Source organism: Clostridioides sp. ES-S-0108-01 (assembly GCF_020662285.1).
Taxonomy (GTDB): Bacteria; Bacillota; Clostridia; order Peptostreptococcales; family Peptostreptococcaceae; genus Clostridioides.
In genome coordinates this window covers 222,694-241,850 of the sequence record NZ_JADGMN010000004.1, presented here as the reverse complement: position 1 = coordinate 241,850, position 19,157 = coordinate 222,694, and the positions used below count along the sequence as shown (strand labels likewise).

At 28.3% G+C, this 19,157-nt stretch carries 17 protein-coding genes; 4 read left to right on the top strand and 13 right to left on the bottom strand.

The features are described from left to right. Nucleotides 1-304 precede the first annotated feature (304 nt). The 4 genes from IR152_RS06220 to rnr form a co-directional block, all read right to left on the bottom strand. Entirely contained in the window at nt 305-454 is a 150-nt protein-coding gene (locus IR152_RS06220) for a hypothetical protein (RefSeq protein WP_227450926.1), read from the bottom strand. An 8-nt stretch (nt 455-462) separates the two neighbouring features. Beyond that, a complete protein-coding gene (locus IR152_RS06215; RefSeq protein ID WP_227450925.1) occupies nt 463-657 on the bottom strand; it encodes a hypothetical protein in 195 nt (64 codons plus the stop codon). A gap of 72 nt (nt 658-729) precedes the next feature. Further along, the gene (locus IR152_RS06210) at nt 730-975 is read right to left on the bottom strand and encodes a hypothetical protein (RefSeq protein ID WP_227450924.1); all 246 of its coding nucleotides are present in this window, start codon (nt 973-975) and stop codon (nt 730-732) included. 608 nt (nt 976-1,583) lie between these two features. Beyond that, nucleotides 1,584-3,719: a ribonuclease R gene (rnr, locus tag IR152_RS06205; protein ID WP_227450923.1), complete on the bottom strand. Its 2,136-nt coding sequence runs from the start codon at nt 3,717-3,719 to the stop codon at nt 1,584-1,586. A 583-nt stretch (nt 3,720-4,302) separates the two neighbouring features. Between rnr and IR152_RS06200 the strand changes: the two genes are divergently transcribed. The 4 genes from IR152_RS06200 (at nt 4,303) to IR152_RS06185 (ending at nt 7,359) form a co-directional block, all read left to right on the top strand. Continuing rightward, a complete protein-coding gene (locus IR152_RS06200) occupies nt 4,303-4,917 on the top strand; it encodes a DNA alkylation repair protein (protein WP_227450922.1) in 615 nt (204 codons plus the stop codon). Between the two features lie 204 nt (nt 4,918-5,121). Continuing rightward, nucleotides 5,122-5,619 carry a YbhB/YbcL family Raf kinase inhibitor-like protein gene (locus tag IR152_RS06195; RefSeq protein WP_227450921.1) on the top strand — a complete coding sequence of 166 codons (498 nt, stop codon included), beginning with the start codon at nt 5,122-5,124 and terminating at the stop codon, nt 5,617-5,619. 423 nt (nt 5,620-6,042) lie between these two features. Then, on the top strand, nt 6,043-6,417 hold the full coding sequence (locus IR152_RS06190; RefSeq protein ID WP_227450920.1) for a VOC family protein: 375 nt from the start codon (nt 6,043-6,045) through the stop codon (nt 6,415-6,417). Between the two features lie 54 nt (nt 6,418-6,471). Beyond that, nucleotides 6,472-7,359 carry an AEC family transporter gene (locus IR152_RS06185; RefSeq protein ID WP_413927476.1) on the top strand — a complete coding sequence of 296 codons (888 nt, stop codon included), beginning with the start codon at nt 6,472-6,474 and terminating at the stop codon, nt 7,357-7,359. 423 nt (nt 7,360-7,782) lie between these two features. Here IR152_RS06185 and secG read toward each other — a convergent pair whose 3' ends face one another. The 9 genes from secG to rpoN form a co-directional block, all read right to left on the bottom strand. Further along, nucleotides 7,783-8,007: a preprotein translocase subunit SecG gene (secG, locus tag IR152_RS06180; RefSeq protein ID WP_227450918.1), complete on the bottom strand. Its 225-nt coding sequence runs from the start codon at nt 8,005-8,007 to the stop codon at nt 7,783-7,785. Between the two features lie 130 nt (nt 8,008-8,137). After that, on the bottom strand, nt 8,138-9,103 hold the full coding sequence (locus IR152_RS06175) for a hypothetical protein (protein ID WP_227450917.1): 966 nt from the start codon (nt 9,101-9,103) through the stop codon (nt 8,138-8,140). A 216-nt stretch (nt 9,104-9,319) separates the two neighbouring features. Continuing rightward, nucleotides 9,320-10,612 (bottom strand): phosphopyruvate hydratase, encoded by a 1,293-nt coding sequence (eno, locus tag IR152_RS06170; protein WP_009898301.1) that lies wholly within the window; start codon nt 10,610-10,612, stop codon nt 9,320-9,322. Between the two features lie 598 nt (nt 10,613-11,210). Next, nucleotides 11,211-12,740, bottom strand: coding sequence for a 2,3-bisphosphoglycerate-independent phosphoglycerate mutase (gpmI, locus tag IR152_RS06165; protein ID WP_413927474.1), 1,530 nt, complete (start codon nt 12,738-12,740; stop codon nt 11,211-11,213). 11 nt (nt 12,741-12,751) lie between these two features. Then, nucleotides 12,752-13,495 (bottom strand): triose-phosphate isomerase, encoded by a 744-nt coding sequence (tpiA, locus tag IR152_RS06160; RefSeq protein WP_227450915.1) that lies wholly within the window; start codon nt 13,493-13,495, stop codon nt 12,752-12,754. A 25-nt stretch (nt 13,496-13,520) separates the two neighbouring features. Continuing rightward, nucleotides 13,521-14,723: a phosphoglycerate kinase gene (locus IR152_RS06155; RefSeq protein ID WP_227450914.1), complete on the bottom strand. Its 1,203-nt coding sequence runs from the start codon at nt 14,721-14,723 to the stop codon at nt 13,521-13,523. A gap of 221 nt (nt 14,724-14,944) precedes the next feature. Further along, nucleotides 14,945-15,952 (bottom strand): type I glyceraldehyde-3-phosphate dehydrogenase, encoded by a 1,008-nt coding sequence (gene gap, locus IR152_RS06150; protein ID WP_227450913.1) that lies wholly within the window; start codon nt 15,950-15,952, stop codon nt 14,945-14,947. 59 nt (nt 15,953-16,011) lie between these two features. Beyond that, nucleotides 16,012-17,034, bottom strand: a complete 1,023-nt coding sequence (locus IR152_RS06145) for a sugar-binding transcriptional regulator (RefSeq protein WP_227450912.1) — start codon at nt 17,032-17,034, stop codon at nt 16,012-16,014. Nucleotides 17,035-17,733: 699 nt separating this feature from the next. Beyond that, nucleotides 17,734-19,080, bottom strand: a complete 1,347-nt coding sequence (gene rpoN / locus IR152_RS06140) for an RNA polymerase factor sigma-54 (protein WP_227450911.1) — start codon at nt 19,078-19,080, stop codon at nt 17,734-17,736. Nucleotides 19,081-19,157 lie beyond the last annotated feature (77 nt).

The window sequence follows — 19,157 nt, the reverse complement described above, 5'->3', positions numbered from 1 at the left end:
TTATTAAACTATTATTGTAAAATTACTATAGAATTTATTAAACTATTATTGTAAAATCACTATGAAATTTATAAAATTACTATAGGTTTTATTAAACTATTATTGTGAAATCACTATAAAATATAAATTTGAGAGCTTTTAATAAAATTCAGTATATATATGTATTTTTATACTAATAGATATATACATCTACTTACATACATAAATATCAACTTATAATTTATACATATAAAAATAAACTCATCTATTATAAATGTGTTTTTGCATTTATACTATCCTTATTTTATCTAAAGCTCTCATTTTATCACCTAATCTTCCTTTTTATTGGCTTTATCAATAGAGATATGATTATCAGTACTACACTTCCAGATATCAACCAATATTTTTCATCAAAACGCTCTTGAATCATATACATTATAAAGAAATTTCCAACATACTTGTCTTTAGTCATCATATTTAAAACTAATATCCTATAGATATCATATATCCCATGATTTTATTGTTAAATAAGTTAGAGAAAAACATTCCTAAGCTTCCTACAAACATAATTGATTCGAAACTTCCAACAATATACTCAGTTACTAGAAAATCTCCACCTAAATATATTAAAACATTTACAAAACCTATGATTAAAACAGTGATACTTATAATTGACATCCGTATTCTAATTAATTGTACAATAACTTGAGATAATGATTTTGATGCTACTATCTCATCAATTTTCTTTAATTATTCTAGTGAAAATATAGGCACCAACATTATTATTCCTACTATTGCAACATAATTTTCTAAACATATAGCTGCTGAAATTCTGTCTAAATTAGCTACTCCTTGTATTAGAGTAATCAAACATAACAATATAATTGAACATGTCAAATTAATTAAAGTGCTTAATTTAAAGTTTTCTCTTATTAAAATTAAACAGCTTTGAAAACTTTGACCCAACATCAAGATTCGCCCTTCTTTTTTGCTCATACAAAAATATAGTATATAGCTAAAAAAATTATTGAGTACTATAAATAAGTTTCAAAAACATAATCGATTTACATGATATAAAATATGGTCTCATCATCTCCTCCAAATGGACAACCAGTTAAAGTAAAGTAAATAGCATGCCATGTTCATGCTTTATCAATATTAATAGTATTATTTTTATGTACATCTTCAAAAACAAAATCTTGTAAGTTTCCTTCTGCTTGTTGTAATTTCAAAACATTTTCTTCAATTATTCTAATATAATATCATACCCATAATTCCATTCCTCCCAAGTAGTATTTGGTATAATTTTAACACTAAATTTATATAAAGTAATACATTGCTATAAATTAAATAAAACAAAATTTATGTAAAACAAAAAAATAAGTGTATCTTAAATTTTAAATGATACACTTATTTTGTAATAAAAATCTATCTTTTAGATATCTGTTTTTCATTAAATATTTTTAGACTATCTATTTTAATTAAGTATTTTTAGATTATCTATTTCCATTAAATATTCTTCAATTGCTTATTTTCATTGAGTATTGTAAATTTAGTTATATCATAGATACTACAACTTCTCATATCTATTTTAGATGTTTTACTTATTCTTCTATCTTTTCAACTATTTCAAAATCAATTTCTTTAAAGTCTACATTTACACTCTCAACCTTTATCTTAACTAAGTCACCTATCTTATATGACTTCTTAGTTCTTTCTCCTAAAACACTATAAGAACTCTCATCATAAATATAGTAATCATCATTCATATTTGCAAGTCTTATCAATCCTTCTATAGTATTCTCCAACTCAACAAATATTCCAAATGAAGTTACACTAGATACAACACCTTCAAACTCTTGACCAACTTTATCCTTCATATAAAGAGCCTTATAGAAATCATGCACATCCCTTTCAGCTAACTCTGCTTTTCTTTCTTTTTCAGATGACTGAACAGATGCATAATCAACTATAGTAGTAAGCTGTTCCTGTCTCTTTCCACTTATCTTATTATTTAAAGATTCTTTTATTATTCTATGAATTTGAAGGTCAGGATATCTTCTTATTGGTGAAGTAAAGTGGCAGTAGAATTTAGCTGCTAATCCAAAGTGTCCACTACATTCTGGTGAATACTTAGCTTGTTTTAAAGAGCGAAGCATTATAGTACTTATAGCACCTTCTTCTTTTTTACCCTTTATATTCTCTATTATCCCTTGTAGTGCTTTTGGATGAACTTCTTCCTTATCACCCTTTATTATATATCCAAATGTAGATATAAATTTACTTAATTCTTCCATTTTTTCCAAAGATGGGGTCTCATGTATTCTATATACAAATGGTACTCCCATCCAATAAAAATGTTCAGCAATTGTCTCATTACTTATAAGCATAAATTCTTCTATTATTTTATTAGATATTCTTCTTTCATATGGCTTTATGTCTACAACTTCACCTTTTCCATTTAAAATTATCTTTGCTTCTGGGAAATTGAAATCTATAGCTCCTCTTTTTTCCCTTCTTGACATAAGAATTCTAGCTAAAGTTTCAGCATTCTTAAACTCTTCAACAACATGTTCAAAAGTCTTTTTAAGTTTTTCATCATCCTTCTCCAATATGTCAGATACTTCTGTATAAGTCATTCTAGCTTTTGAATTTATTATAGATTCACATATTTCATGTTTAACCACATTCCCTTTATGGTCTATTTCCATAAATATAGAAAGTGTCAACTTATCTTCAAATGGATTTAAACTACATACTCCATTTGAAAGAGTCTTTGGCAACATTGGAATTACTTTATCTACTAAATAAACTGATGTAGCTCTTTTTAAAGCCTCTTTATCCAGTTTATTTTTTTCTCTTACATAATGTGTAACGTCAGCTATGTGAACTCCTAATTTGAAATTTCCATTAGATAGTACTTCTATTGATATGGCATCATCTAAATCTTTTGCGTCATCTCCATCTATAGTAAATATATTTAAGTCTCTTAAATCTCTTCTTCTTTTTATCTCTTCTTGAGGAATCTCAACAGCTACAGCTTCAGCTTCTTGTAATACTTTCTTTGGAAATTCTTCTGGAAGACCATGTTCTCTTATTATAGAGTCTATTTCTACGCCTCTTTCACCTTTTTGACCTAGTATCTCTATAATTTTACCTTCTGGTTTTCTATCCTCTTGTGGCCATACTGTAATTTCACATACTACCTTATCATTATCTACTGCTCCACTAAAATGTTTTTTAGGGATATATATATCCTTAGTAAATTTCTTGTTATCTGGTGTTACAAATCCAAAAGTTTTACTTGATTGAAAAGTACCTACTATTCTAGTTATTTCTCTCTTTATGACTTTTACTATTCTTCCTTCAGCTCTCTTTTCTTCAGTTGCAGGTACTACTATTTCTGCCATAACTCTATCGTTATGCATAGCACCATTTATGTTGTCACTTGAGATAAATAAATCCTGTGTATATTCAACATCAGATTCCACAAATCCAAACCCTTTTTTGTGTGATACAAATTTCCCAACAAAGTATCCCATTTGATTTGGAGATATTATTTTCCCTTTCTTAGTAAAGCAGATATAGCCATCTTCTTCTAATTCATTTAAAAAATTATAAAACATTGGCATTTCTGATGAATGTATATCAAATATTTCTGCTAATTCTTCTTTTTTTAAAGGATTATATGCACTTTCATTTATTAATCCTAACAAACTTTCTTTAAGTCCTGGTATCATTTTTTCCTCCTATTTTTACTTTTCATTATATTATCCTTTATATTTCTTGAAGCAAAGCTTCTTTATTCCTTATCACACGGACTTCTATATTCTTTTCATTATTTTTACAAACTAAATTATTTATTTATATTTTCGACTTAATGTAAATTGTATTAAATCAATTCCAAACAAATTATGATGGTTTCTAATCATAAATTATCTGTATAAATGTTGTTATGATTGTTTAAATTACTATTTATCATCTGCTTTATCACCTAATTATACACTATCATATAGGATTGGTAAAATATTCATCTCATATAAGTATTACTATATAATAATTTATTCTATTAGTATACTCAAATCATGTAAAATTTATATAACTCAATTAATTTTTTAAACACAACTTTATAATATAAAACTAATAATAAAAGTAAATTTATATGTTAAATGAGGTTGATTTTTTATTATTTTTTATTTATGCTAGTACTAAAGACTTGCAAACGTTTTTTGACAAGTCTTTATTTTATCTAAATTAAACAAACTCTTTTTTACAAATAAATATACGAAATTTAAACTAATCTACTTATTGGAGGAGATAAAATTGGAAGAAGTAATTGCAAAACTTATTACTATAGAAAATGGATTTAAAGAAATTGAAAACATAGCTAAAAAAATTGTAAAAAATAATGACTCAAAAAAATGTTATTATCTATCAATCTACTTATATAGATCAGAATACTATCAAGTAAGAGAGTTAGCAGTGTTTATACTTGGTTTTATATCAATAACTATTCCTGAAGCTTTATTGTTTTTAAAAGATAATGTGAGTAAAGATGAAAACTGGAGAGTACAAGAAATACTAGCTAAATCATTTGATTATTATTGCAGTGAAGTAGGATATGAAAAGGCACTTCCTGTTATAAAAGAATGGCTTAATTCTGATAGTCCAAACATAAAAAGAGCTGTGACAGAAGGTCTTAGAATTTGGACCAGTAGAGACTATTTTAAATCTAATCCTGATATTGCTATATCACTACTTTCTAGTTTAAAAGAAGATGATAGCGAATACTTGAGAAAGTCTATAGGTAATGCTCTTAGGGATATAAGTAAAAAATATCCGGATTTAATAAAAAAAGAATTAGATTCATGGGATATTTCAAATAAAAAAATTGAGTTTGTATATAAGCTTGCTTCAAAACGTATATTAGCAAAATAAATTGGAGGTGACCTTATTTGAAACTTCGAGAGAATTAACTTTATGCTAGATAATGGTATGAGAAATATCCTTAAGGAAAATGTTATTTTAAAGTAAATGAATACCCATAAAAAAGTAAGTAATTTACCATTATTTTCAACTAGTATATAATTAAATTATAGATATACTCTATTAACTTATTATATATTTAGGAGGTAAATTATTATGAGAGTAACTAGTACTGGTATAGTAAATGGTGTTATAGAAGATAAATATGGTAAAAGAGGAACTCAATTCAATGAAGGTGGTATGCCTACATACTCACTACCTCTAAAGTTTGAAGATGCACCAAAGAATACAGTATCCTTTGCTGTGTTTTTAGAAGACAAAGACTCTGTTCCTGTATGTGGATTTGCATGGATACATTGGTTAGCTGCAAATATAACAAGAGATGAATTAAGTGAAAATGAAAGTATAACAGCTACTGATTTTGTTCAAGGAACTACTAGCTGGCATGGTAAACTAGGAGGTCTTGATAGATTAGAAGCTAGTGTATATGGTGGTATGGCTCCTCCAGACAGAACTCATGTCTATGAGATACATGTATTTGCACTTGATACTATCCTTGACCTTGAAAAAGGATTCTATATGAATGAATTTTTCAAAGCTATGGATGGACATGTTTTAGACACATTTACATTAAAAGGAAGTTATTCTAATTAATTAGATTGACTGTAGCTAATCATTAATTAAATATCTACATTTGATTAATGATTAGCTTAATTGTTATTAGAGTATTTTTTATATTTTAATTAACAGATTATATTAAATTTTGAAATCTGCATAAAACTTAATACTCTAAATGAAATTCAACAATCAATACAAAATTCAACAATCTACATAAAACTTAATACTCTAAATGAAATTCAACAATCAATACAAAATTCAACAATCTGCATAAAACTTAATACTCTAAATGAAATTCAACAATCAATACAAAATTCAACAATCTACATAAAATTTAATGCTCTAAATGAAATTCAACAATCAATATAAAATTAGATAATCAATATAAATCATATCAGTTTATAAAATTAAATAAATTTATGTTGAGTTTATCAATATATAAAATCTTAAGGAGTTGTTATGATAAAAAAAATAGACCATGTAGTTATTACTACTAATAATATAGAAAATTGTATAAGTTTTTATAAAAAGCTTGGTTTTACATCTAAAGAAATGAATAAAAAATATGAGCTTTATACTGGAGATTTTAAGATAAATGTCCACATAAAAGGTAATGAACTTTCACCACATAACAAAAACATACAAACAGGTAGTGCTGATTTATGTTTTGAAATAAACAAGAATATTGATGAAACAAAAAAATACTTAAAACAAAATGGTATTCAAATTGAACAAGGAATTGTAGAACGTATAGGAGTTTTTGGTAAAATGAAATCCATTTATTTAAGAAACCCTGATAGAAATTTAATTGAATTATCGAGTTATGGAGAATAGACTTTGGAAAATTTAATTCTATCAGTAAATGTTGTTCTTCCCTTGTTTCTCACAATGTCACTTGGATATGTTCTAAAAAAATTAGGTTTATTTGATGAACATACTTTAAATAAAATGAATAATGTTTGTTTTAAATCTTTCTTGCCATTATTATTATTTTTTAACATATATAACACAGATTTAAATGGCTCTCTTAATTTTAAACTTATGGCCGTGGCTGTTATAATCATTTTTTCAACCTTCTTAATCTTAGTTTTTATTATCCCTAAAATTGAAAAAGATAATAAATCGAGAGGTGCATTAATACAAGGTATATTTCGTAGTAATTTCGTTATATTTGGCATTCCTGTCACAATCTCACTATTTGGTGATAAGAGCATTGGAGTTACATCTTTATTAATTGCAGTCATTGTACCTATGTTTAATGTGTTGTCTGTCGTAATACTTGAAATTTTTAGAGGTGGAAAAGTAAATATAAAACATATGATTAAAGGTATTATAACAAACCCACTTATAATAGCTTCTGCAATAGGTCTTATTATGTTAATTTTAGATGTAAATATTCCTACATTTTTACATAAGACAATTGGCGATATATCTAAAATCGCAACACCTTTATCTCTTATAATTCTAGGGGGGTCTTTTAGTTTTTCTTCTATAAAGGGACATATAAGACCCATTATATTGGGAGTATGTGGAAGACTTGTACTAGTACCTACTATATTCTTGCCAATTAGTATTTTTCTTGGATTTAGAAATGTAGAATTAGCCTCACTTATGATAATGTTGTCTGCTCCAACTGCAGTTTCTTCATTTACAATGGCACAACAGATGGATTCTGATAGTGAACTAGCTGGTCAAATTGTAGTATTTACTTCTGCATTTTCTATAATTACAGTATTTCTAATAATATTTATTTTAAAACAGAATAATCTTATTTAAACTAATCTTATCTAAATATTTGTATTTACTTATTAAATATTCAGATTTACTTATATGATATTTTATAGTTGTATGCTTTTATTTCTACACCATATTTATGATATAAGCCCTAATGAAGATTATTTTATAAGATACTATAAAATCACTATTTATATTTGCAATATACTAGCCACACTATAAAACTTAACTGAAAATACTTGTCCAAATTGTAATAAACTAATTGTCTGGTTTGATAGATATACACATAAATGTAAATAATCAAAGTATCTAACTTAATCTTTAAAATAAAATAGGACTAACAATATAAAATTGTTAGTCCTGTTTTATTTTTTACTTTACATACTTTCATTAAAAACTAAATTTAATTTTTAAATATTTTCCAAATGCACTAATCAAATAATGGCCAGTTATTCAACAATATCATTACTTCTTAACTATAAGTAATGCCAATGCATTTATAAAAAATAATACTGCTGTTATCTTTGTAATTCTAGCAAGAAATGCTTGTTTCCCTTTTGGTTTAAAGTAAGCTTGACTTCCTTCTCCACCAAACTCTGAAGGCAAAGCATTCTTTGAATCTTGAGGCATTATGCTAATTACTAGTAAAAGCCCTAGTACTACTTGCACACCCATTAAAATGTTGCTCATTATTGCCCCTCCTATCTATTTATTACTTAAATTTCATTACTCTTTAGTGTATCACAATAACATAGTCATTTCAAGACCATTAAACCATAAATAACAAACAAAACTGATATCTTGTAATTTTATCTTTCAGTTAAAATTTAATCATATCGCTAAGATATTCAATAATACTATTAGGTATTTTATAATACATTTTCATTTCATCATTTCCAGAATTACTCTTTGATACTGCCCAGTATTCATCATCACTATGATATATAATTATTTCCTCATTTACAACTAATTCTTTATCTCTACTTTTTCTATTCGGCTGATATGCTCTTATTACACATATTTTATTTTTTTCAGATAATGGCTCATTTACCTTATCCCAGTTATTTTCTTTTAAGTTATTATAAAAATCAGCTATTTTTTTAGAATCAGTTATACTGACACTATCATCTAAATATTCTATTTCTACTTTTTTTACATTGATTGTTTCAGGAGTATAATTTTCCTCATAATCTTTATCAATATTTTGTTCTTCATCCTCCCATAACTTTGAAAGTATCTTCTTACCTAATACAGTAGTTAGATTTTTATCAGAGTTTGATGTGGTATTTCCCCACGTAGAAAAAATTTTTTGTTTATCTTGTATATCAGACTTATGCTTAGCAAACGTAATTAAATAATTCCCTGCAGAATTAGGAATTTTATTATAAGTTGTTTCACCTTCTGAGTTGACCTCAACATAAAAATTTTCATCGCTTTTATATAGAGTCTCCAAACTGTAAGAAATATTAGAATCTGTTTCATCTAAAAAAACAGGCTCAGTTATTAATTCATAACTAGCAAATGTATATAATTTTTCATGATTTACAGGTATTTCTTTGGCATAAGTCCATTCATCGATTTCCTTATTTAGAACATAATCAGTAATAATATCATTGTCTGTCGTTTGTCTTATCACATCACCATTAGAATCGGCAACTTCTAATAGTTGTTTTTTATCAATATCAGTATCAGAACCATTATTATTTTCATTTTGGCTACAACCTGTAAATAAGGTTAAAGCGATACAAGAAAGCACAAACATACTCTTGATACATTTTTTAAACATAATCATCTTCCTTTCAAGTTTTTACTTACCTAACACTTTTATATAATACTTTTTAAACATAGATATGTAAACTATAAATATAAAAAAAGAATAAGTGAATTGAAAAATCAACTATCACTTATCCCTTATAAGATAAATTTTTATCTTTTATGTTATCTTTTTAATCTTTAATACTATCTTTTTAATCTTTAATACTATCTTTTTAATCTTCAATAACTATTTTTTTAAATTATAGAAAGATTTTAATCCACAGTATCTAGCTTGCTCTCCAACCATTTCTTCTATTCTTAATAATTGGTTGTACTTAGCAACTCTATCAGTTCTTGATGGAGCACCAGTTTTTATTTGACCAGCATTTACTGCAACAGCTAAATCTGCTATAGTAGAATCTTCAGTTTCTCCTGATCTATGAGATATAACAGCAGTATATCCTGCTCTCTTAGCCATTTCTATAGCATCTAAAGTTTCAGTTATTGTACCTATTTGGTTAACCTTAACTAATATAGAGTTAGCTACTCCATTTTCAATTCCTTTTTCTAATCTCTCTGTGTTAGTAACAAATAAGTCGTCACCAACTAATTGTAATTTATTTCCTAATTTTTCAGTTAATAATTTCCATCCATCCCAATCTTCTTCGTCTAAACCATCTTCTATAGTTATTATTGGGAAGTTGTTTGACCAATCTTCATATAAAGCAACCATTTCAGCAGCAGTTAACTCTTTTCCTTCTCCTGCTAAAACGTATTTTTTAGTTTCTTTGTTGTACATTTCTGTAGCAGCAACGTCAAGACCTAACATAACGTCTTCACCTGGCTTATATCCAGCTTTTGTTATAGCTTCAACTATTAATTCTAAAGCTTCTCTGTTTGAACCTAAGTTTGGAGCAAATCCACCTTCGTCACCTACACCACAAGCTAATCCTTTTTCTCCTAAAACTTTCTTTAATGAATGGAATACTTCTGCTCCCATTCTTAAACCTTCTTTGAAACAACAAGCTCCTACTGGTAATATCATAAATTCTTGAACATCAACGTTATTATCAGCATGCTCTCCACCGTTTAATATGTTCATCATTGGAACAGGTAATTGTTTAGCATTTACTCCACCTAAATATTGGAATAATGGTAAACCTATTTCATCAGCAGCTGCTCTAGCTACTGCCATTGAAACACCTAATATAGCATTAGCTCCTAATTTACCTTTGTTTGGAGTTCCATCCAATTCTATCATGATTGCGTCTATAGCTGGTTGGTCAAATGCATCCATTCCTTCTATTTCAGGTGCTATTATTTCATTTACGTTAGCAACAGCTGTTTCTACACCTTTTCCTAAGTATCTTCCCTTATCTCCATCTCTTAATTCAACAGCTTCAAAAGCTCCTGTAGATGCTCCTGATGGAACTATTGCTCTTCCCATTGCTCCATCTTCTAATACTACTTCAACTTCTACAGTTGGATTTCCTCTTGAGTCTAATACTTCTCTAGCATATACTAATTCAATAACTGACATTTGTATATCTCCCTTCGATTTTCTATTAGTTAAATTTTCATTTACTGTAAACATCCGTCTACTATTTTAATCTACTTTCTATATTATAGTACATAAAGTTGCTTTTGAAAATTAGGTACAAATTTATTTGATGGGTAAATTTGTAAAAGTTCCTATTTTTATTTTATTTTTTATAATATTTTAACTTATATAGTATTAAAAAACTTGACTAAAATTCAAAAGTAACCTTTAATACATAACATTATAACTAGATTTAAAACATTAAACATAAAATGTACAACTAATGATTCTAAAATTTTTGCTTATATAATATATATTAATTATTATTATTTATATTGTTATTGTCTATATTGTTATTATTTACATTATTATTTATATCATTATTTACATCATTATCTATATTATAATTTTTTATTTTATAAATTGTCTATCTTGTAAATATTATAAAATATACTTTCATCTACACCTTACAATATCCAGACCTTACAAAATCTAAATTTTATGTCATAAAGTCTAAACCTTACAAAATAAACCTAAACTGTGTTATTTTTAAATTTATATTGTAGTTTATATATTATTCTCTACTTATCAGAATCGACTATTTTGAAATAAGTGAATGACCAGTCATTTCTTCTGGCTTTTCTAACTTCATCATATCTAAAACAGTCGGTGCTATATCAGATAATCTTCCTCCATCCAATAATTTTGCACTTTCAAATTCTTGACCAACTACAATAAATGGTACTGGATTAATAGAGTGAGCTGTTACAGTTTTTCCTGTTTCTGGGTCTAACATATATTCAGCATTTCCGTGGTCAGCAGTTATTATTGCACTTCCACCTAACTCTACTATTTTATCTACCAATTTTCCTACACAAGTGTCTACAGTTTCAACAGCCTTTACAGCCGCTTCTATACTTCCTGTGTGACCTACCATATCAGGATTTGCAAAGTTTAACACTATAAAGTCAAACTTATCTTCTCCTAATTTCTCTAAAGCTTTATCTGTCAATTCATATGCTGACATTTCTGGTTTTAAATCATAAGTTGCAACCTTTGGAGAAGGTATCAATAGTCTTTCTTCACCTTTATTTGGCTCTTCTACTCCACCATTGAAGAAGAAAGTTACATGTGCATACTTTTCAGTTTCAGCAGCTCTAAGTTGAGTTTTTCCATTTTTAGCTAGATACTCACCTAGAGTGTTGCTTAAAGATTGAGGTCCAAATGCTATATGCACGTTTTCTATAGTTATATCGTACTCTGTTAAACATACAAAGAAGTTTTTAATATCTTCTCTTTTAAATCCATCAAACTCTTCACAAACTAAAGCTCTAGTTATTTGTCTAGCTCTATCTGGTCTAAAGTTGAAGAATATAATTGAATCATTTTCCTTTATACTTCCAACTGCTTTATCATCTTTCATAATAACTGTTGGCATTATAAACTCATCATTTTTTCCATTGTCATAAGAGTTTTGAATAGCTTCCTCAATAGAAGTCGCTTTTTCACCAATACCTCTAACCATAGCATTGTATGCAAGCTCTACTCTTTCCCATCTCTTATCTCTATCCATAGCATAGTATCTACCAGAAACTGTAGCAAATTCTCCTACCCCAATTTCATCCATACTAGCTTGTACTTCTTTGGCATATTCTAACGCACTTTGAGGGTCAGTATCTCTACCATCAGTAAATGCATGAACATACACCTTTTCCACACCTTTATCTTTTGCCATTTTGATTATAGCCTTAAGATGGTCTATATGTGAATGTACTCCTCCATCAGACAAAAGTCCCATTACATGAAGAGAATGTTCTTTTGCATTATCCATAGCTTCACATAAAACTTTATTAGTAAAAAAGTCACCATCTTTTATAGATTTTGTTATTCTAGTTAAATCTTGATATACAATTCTACCTGCACCTATATTAGTGTGACCAACTTCTGAATTTCCCATTTGACCATCAGGTAGACCAACATCAAGACCACTAGCATTTATCAATGTGTTTGGATACTCTTTTTTTATTCTATCTAAATTAGGAGTTTTGGACTCAGCAATTGCATTTCCCTTAACACCCTTATTGTATCCAAATCCGTCCATAATAATTAAAGCAACTGGTTTTTTCATCATTTCACTCCTTAGAAATTAACAAGGTCTCGGTAGTCATTACTAGCTAAACTAGCTCCACCTACTAAAGCTCCATCTATATCACTTTGACCCATTATTTCGGCTACATTTGAAGGTTTAACACTTCCACCGTATTGTATTCTAACTTCATTAGCTAATTCTCCATATAATCCTCTTATAACTTCTCTTATATAAGATATAACGTCATTAGCATCTTCAGCAGTTGCAGTTTTACCAGTTCCAATAGCCCAGATTGGCTCATATGCAACAACTACTTTTGCTAAATCATCTTTAAGAACATTTTCTAAAGCTTTTTCAACTTGAACTTTACAAACATCTTTAGTTTTTCCAGCTTCTCTTTGCTCTAAAGTTTCTCCAACACATAGTATTGGGTCTATTTCTACTTCTAAAGCTTTTAAAACTTTTTTATTTACAGTTTCATCAGTTTCATTGAAGTATTGTCTTCTTTCTGAATGTCCTATTACAACATAGTCCATATCTATTTCTTTTAACATAAGAGGTGAAACTTCTCCTGTAAATGCTCCTTTTTCTTCAAAGTGCATATTTTGAGCACCTATCTTTATATTTGTACCCTTAGTAGCTTCTTTTAAATCCTTCAATAAAGTAAATGGGGCACATATAACAGCTTCTACTTTATCAGAGTTTATTTTATCTTTAACCTCATTTACAAATTCTAAAGCTTCTTTTATTGTTTTATGCATTTTCCAGTTTCCTGCAATTATAGGTTTTCTCATTTTACAATCTCCTCTATATATTAGTTTATTTATTATCTAATGCTGCAATACCTGGTAATTCTTTACCTTCTAAAAATTCTAGTGATGCTCCTCCACCTGTTGATACGTGAGTCATCTTATCACCAAATCCTAATTGATTAACTGCTGCTGCACTATCTCCACCACCAATTACAGTAGTTGCATCAGTTAACTCTGCCATAGCTCTAGCTACTGACAATGTACCATTTGCAAAGTTTTCAAATTCAAATACTCCCATTGGTCCATTCCATACTACAGTTTTTGATTCTTTTATAGTTTTTACAAAGTTTGCTATAGTCTTAGGTCCCATATCTAGTCCCATGTAATCTTCTTTTACATTAGCATCTTCTGTTACTATTGGAGTAGCATCTGGTGCAAAGTGGTCTGCCATAACAACGTCTACTGGTAATAATAAGTTAACACCCTTATTCTTAGCTTTTTCCATCATTTCTTTAGCATATTCAACTTTATCTATTTCAAGTAAAGAAGTTCCTACTTCATAACCCTGAGCTTTTAAGAATGTATAAGCCATTCCTCCACCTATTATTAGATTATCAACTTTTTCTAATAATTCGTTTATAACAGCTAATTTATCAGAAACTTTAGCTCCTCCAAGTATAGCTGTAAATGGTCTTACAGGGTTTGCAACAGCTTCTCCTAAGAATTTTAATTCTTTTTGAATTAAGTATCCACAAACTCTCTCTTGTAAGAACTCACCTGCACCAACTGTTGAGCAATGTGCTCTATGAGCAGTTCCAAACGCATCATTTACAAATATTTCAGCAAGTGATGCTAATTCTTTAGAGAAATTCTCTTCGTTTTTAGTTTCTTCTTTTCTATATCTAGTATTTTCTAATAATACTACATCTCCGTTTTCCATTTTTTCAGTTGCTTTCTTTGCATTTTCTCCTACAACATTATCATCTGCTGCAAATACAACTTCTTTTCCTAACATCTCAGATAATCTCTTTGCTACTGGTGCTAAAGATAAATCTGGCTTAGCTTCTCCTTTTGGCTTTCCTAAGTGAGAGCATAATATAACTTTTGCACCTTTAGAAATTAAATATTGAATAGTTGGTAAAGCTCCGTTCAATCTATTTTCATCAGTAATTACACCATCTTGTAATGGCACATTAAAGTCACATCTTACTAATACTTTTTTTCCGCACACATCAATATCTTCTATAGTTTTTTTGTTAAGCATTGACATAAATATCTCTCCTTTTAATAAAGTAATTTTTTATTGCCAAGTATAATATAGTACATACTTTTACCCTATTAAATATATCATATTATCATATTTTTATATATAGTATGTAACATTATTTAGATGTATTTTATATATTTTTTCTTAAAAAAAGTCCTGAGTCCGTAGTATTAAACTACAAACTCGGACTTTGTCAATCTACTTTTCTATTTTCTCAAAGCTGACTATTTTGCTACTTGTGCAAAGTATCCTAAAGTTCTTATTAATTGAGAAGTATAAGACATTTCATTATCATACCAAGAAACAACTTTAACTAATTGTTTTCCATCTACTTCCATAACTTTTGTTTGAGTAGCATCAAATAATGAACCGTAGCTTATTCCGATTATGTCAGAAGATACTAACATTTCTTCAGTATATCCGAAAGATTCGTTTGAAGCTTCTTTCATAGCTGCATTTATTTCTTCAACTGTAACATTTTTTCCTAATGTACAAACTAATTCAGTTATTGAACCAGTTACAACTGGTACTCTTTGTGCTGCCCCATCTAGTTTTCCTTTTAATGAAGGTATTACTAAACCAATTGCTTTTGCAGCTCCTGTAGTGTTTGGAACTATGTTTCCAGCAGCAGCTCTAGCTCTTCTTAAATCACCTTTTGGATGAGGACCATCTAAAGTATTTTGGTCATTAGTGTATGCATGTATAGTAGTCATTAATCCTTTTTCTATACCGTATTTGTCATTTAATACTTTTGCCATTGGAGCTAAACAGTTAGTAGTACAAGAAGCTCCTGATATAACTGTCTCAGAACCATCTAATATATCACTGTTTGTGTTGAATACTATTGTTTTTAAATCTCCAGTAGCTGGTGCAGATATAACAACTTTCTTAGCTCCTGCTTGTATATGAGCTTCAGCTTTATCTTTAGATGTAAAGAATCCTGTACATTCTAATACTATATCCACTCCTAATTCAGCCCATGGTAGGTCAGCAGGATTTCTTTCTGCTGTTACTTTTATTTCTTTTCCGTTTACTACAAAAGCACCTTCTTTAACTTCTATTTCTCCATTAAATCTTCCTTGAGCTGTATCATATTTAAATAAATGAGCTAACATTTTAGCGTCTGTTAAGTCGTTTATTGCAACAACTTCAAACTTATCTTGTTGCTCCATCATTTTTCTTAATGCTAATCTTCCTATTCTTCCAAATCCATTTATAGCTACTTTAACCATTTTCGCTACCTCCTATAAAGTAAATGTATGTTTTCTAGCTCTGTGCTAGTTCTTGACTTTTATAATAATGACAATATCTTATAAGCACTTTCTTCATCTGTTACAAGAACCATGTTTTTATGCATATTTGATATGGCTAATAAGGCTTCTACTTTTTCAGCCCCTGCAAAGATTGCAATAGTCTCTTTTACTTGTTTAACTGTCTCTAAATCAATTCCAACAGTATTTAATTTGTAAACTATTTCTCCATCTTTGTTGAAATAGTATCCAAATGCTTCTCCAACTGCATTTTTAGATAATATCTCATCAACCTTGTCTTCTGGAAGTTTTCTTCTCTTTGCCATGACATCTGCTCTACCTATACTAAAAACTAAAATGTCTGTTCTTTTAATATACTCCAAAGTTGTTTTAATCTCTGGCACTAGACTAAGAGTTTTCATTGCACTCTCATCCAACTCATCTGGTATATGTAAAAGTTTGCAATTAGAATGTAACTTCTTACTTATTGAAGCAACTATGCTATTAGACTGCATCTCTACATCAGTTCCCATACTTCCTCTAGCTGGAACTATTGTAGTATTTGGGTATCTCTTATCAGTTTTAATAACGTTTGAAAACTCCAACATAGTGCTTCCACCTGTTATTGAAACGATATCTCCATCTTTTAAAATACCTAAGAAATACTCGCATCCATATCTAGTTACATCTTTTAGTAAACTTCCATTTTCATCACAGCTTCCAGGAACTAGTATTACCTTTTTTATTCCAAGCTTTTCTCTGACTCTATCTTGTAACTTAGACAATCCCATGATGTCACTCATGATGTCCTTAAGTTTATCTAACAAATCAGAACCTTCTTTGGTGATAGTCATCCCAGATACAGCTACGTCTATAAGTCCTTGTTCTTTTAAAAACTCTGTTTCTGACCTGATTATTCTTTCACTAATTTCTAATACATTTGATAAGGTTCTTCTACCTATTGGTTCACTTAAAGATATTTGTCTTAAAATAGAGTATCTTCTTTCCATAAGTTCAATTGCCTGTGGAATCAATTTCTTTTGAATTTCTAATAAGTTCTTCATAACATACTCCTTATTGCTTTCCTTTCGGGACTTTTTTCGTCCCTAGTGTTTATTTAAGTCCCACAAGATAATTTTATTTTATAGGATTTGCGTATAGATTTCAATAGTTTTTCAAAAACTTTTTTATTTTTTTATTTTATAGAATATTTCTCCACCATTTTCAAATTACAGTATTTTTTCTTTTTATATAAGACTTTTTATATATATTTTTTTATATTTTTATTCTAATATTTTTTACTATAACTAATTCTATTTGTAGTTACTTTTACTTCTACTTACTTTTATTTCCAGCTAAGTATACTTCTATCTAAGATTTTTATTTATATCCTATGTGTTTTCCTTTTGTAATTATTAAATTTAATAATAGTTTATTTATCCAAACATTCTTCTTCTAATATTTAATTATTCTTTGCAAGCATTTATTTAATTATGTCTTCTAGTTTTTTAGCATTTTACAATATTTTAATGTTACCCAGTATTTAAATTCTCTTTAGTATTTTGATACTTTCCAAGTTTTAATGTTCTTTACAGGTCTAATATTCTTCAATATTTTAATGTTCTTTAATTTTTTAATATCTTCTAGCATTTTAATACTTTTCAATATCTTACTATTTTATTTCATAAAATTTTTAGCCCAATTCACATTCATCTTTTAATTAGCCTTTTCCCCTTACAATACTGATATTTGTCTTTTACTTATTAGTATTCTTTTCTCTTACTTGAAGATGGGATTCCTAATTCTTCACGATATTTGGCAACTGTCCTTCTTGCAACATTAATTCCTTTTTCTTTTAGTAACTTAGATATATGGTCATCACTTAAAGGTTTCTTTTTATTTTCGTCTTTTATTGTTTCCTTTATAATTTTTTTTATGCTTGTACTAGATGCCATTTCATTATTCTCAGTTTCAATAGCACTACTAAAAAAGTATCTAAATTCATATACTCCAAAAGGTGTTAGCATATATTTACCATTTACACCTCTACTTATAGTAGATTCATGGAATTCTAATTTTTCTGCTATGTCCTTCATTTTCAAAGGTTTTATATATTTTGTCCCTTTTCTCAAGAATTCATCTTGAGCTTTTACTATTTCTTCTGCAATCTTAAGTACTGTAGTTTTCCTACTCTCTATATTTTTCATAAGTCCTGTTGCTGAATTTAGTCTTTCTTTTATAAATTCTTTTGCACTTTCATCAGACTGTGAATTTTTTAATATGTCTTTATAATAATTATTGATTCTTATCTGATAAGAATCTTTTTCATTTAAATATACAATAAATTCATCATCAATTTTTTCTACAGTTACATCAGGTTGAATGTACACACTTTTTTCTACTGAACAAGTTCTTCCTGGCTTGGGGTCTAATGTCTTAATTATATTTATTAGTTCAACGCATTTTTGTAGTGACATATTGTACTTTTTACTTATCTCTTTGTATTTATTATTTGCAATTAGATTTAAGTCTTTTGTAACGATTTCCTCTAAAATTTCATTATATATTCCCAAACTAGCCATTTGAATCATCAAACATTCTGAAAGACTTCTTGCCCCTACTCCACTAGGTTCTAACTGCTGAACACTAATCAAACATTTTTCAAAAAGCTCTTCATCTATCTTTAAGGTATCAACAATTACTTTTTCCTCAGTTCTTAAATATCCATCCTCATCTAAACTATCAATTATATACTCACAGACTTCCAATTCTTTATCTGTAAGTTTATATAGGCTTATCTGAAATTTTAAATCCTCATATAAATTTGACGAATATTTAACTAAATTTTCTAGATTAACTTCATTATCAGGATTATAACTTATCTCTGTTCTATCTAAACGTCTTGACCTATCCATGTCTTTTATATACTCTTCCCAATTTATCTCCCCACTTTTCTCGACTTCAACTAATGGGTTATTCTCTGCTTCTCTTTTAATCTCTTCTTCTAACTCTAACTTACTCATATTTAATATTGATAATGATTGCTTAAGTTGTGTAGTCATTATTAGCTTCTGAGATTGAGTTAATTCTAGACTATTATTAAAATTCATTCTGCTCACCTCTCAATTTTATTAAACTTATTTTATAAAAGAAAAACCCTCCTGTATATGTATATTCTATCATTTAA

Coding starts and splice junctions, on each gene's coding strand:
- eno (WP_009898301.1), bottom strand. CDS start 10,612: ATGTCAGTTATTGAATTAGTATATGCTAGAGAAGTATTAGACTCAAGA.
- rpoN (WP_227450911.1), bottom strand. CDS start 19,080: ATGAATTTTAATAATAGTCTAGAATTAACTCAATCTCAGAAGCTAATA.
- IR152_RS06175 (WP_227450917.1), bottom strand. CDS start 9,103: ATGTTTAAAAAATGTATCAAGAGTATGTTTGTGCTTTCTTGTATCGCT.
- IR152_RS06155 (WP_227450914.1), bottom strand. CDS start 14,723: ATGTCAATGCTTAACAAAAAAACTATAGAAGATATTGATGTGTGCGGA.
- rnr (WP_227450923.1), bottom strand. CDS start 3,719: ATGATACCAGGACTTAAAGAAAGTTTGTTAGGATTAATAAATGAAAGT.
- gpmI (WP_413927474.1), bottom strand. CDS start 12,740: ATGAAAAAACCAGTTGCTTTAATTATTATGGACGGATTTGGATACAAT.
- IR152_RS06220 (WP_227450926.1), bottom strand. CDS start 454: ATGATGACTAAAGACAAGTATGTTGGAAATTTCTTTATAATGTATATG.
- IR152_RS06215 (WP_227450925.1), bottom strand. CDS start 657: ATGTCAATTATAAGTATCACTGTTTTAATCATAGGTTTTGTAAATGTT.
- IR152_RS06185 (WP_413927476.1), top strand. CDS start 6,472: ATGTCACTTGGATATGTTCTAAAAAAATTAGGTTTATTTGATGAACAT.
- secG (WP_227450918.1), bottom strand. CDS start 8,007: ATGAGCAACATTTTAATGGGTGTGCAAGTAGTACTAGGGCTTTTACTA.
- IR152_RS06145 (WP_227450912.1), bottom strand. CDS start 17,034: ATGAAGAACTTATTAGAAATTCAAAAGAAATTGATTCCACAGGCAATT.
- gap (WP_227450913.1), bottom strand. CDS start 15,952: ATGGTTAAAGTAGCTATAAATGGATTTGGAAGAATAGGAAGATTAGCA.
- IR152_RS06195 (WP_227450921.1), top strand. CDS start 5,122: ATGAGAGTAACTAGTACTGGTATAGTAAATGGTGTTATAGAAGATAAA.
- tpiA (WP_227450915.1), bottom strand. CDS start 13,495: ATGAGAAAACCTATAATTGCAGGAAACTGGAAAATGCATAAAACAATA.
- IR152_RS06210 (WP_227450924.1), bottom strand. CDS start 975: ATGAGCAAAAAAGAAGGGCGAATCTTGATGTTGGGTCAAAGTTTTCAA.
- IR152_RS06190 (WP_227450920.1), top strand. CDS start 6,043: ATGATAAAAAAAATAGACCATGTAGTTATTACTACTAATAATATAGAA.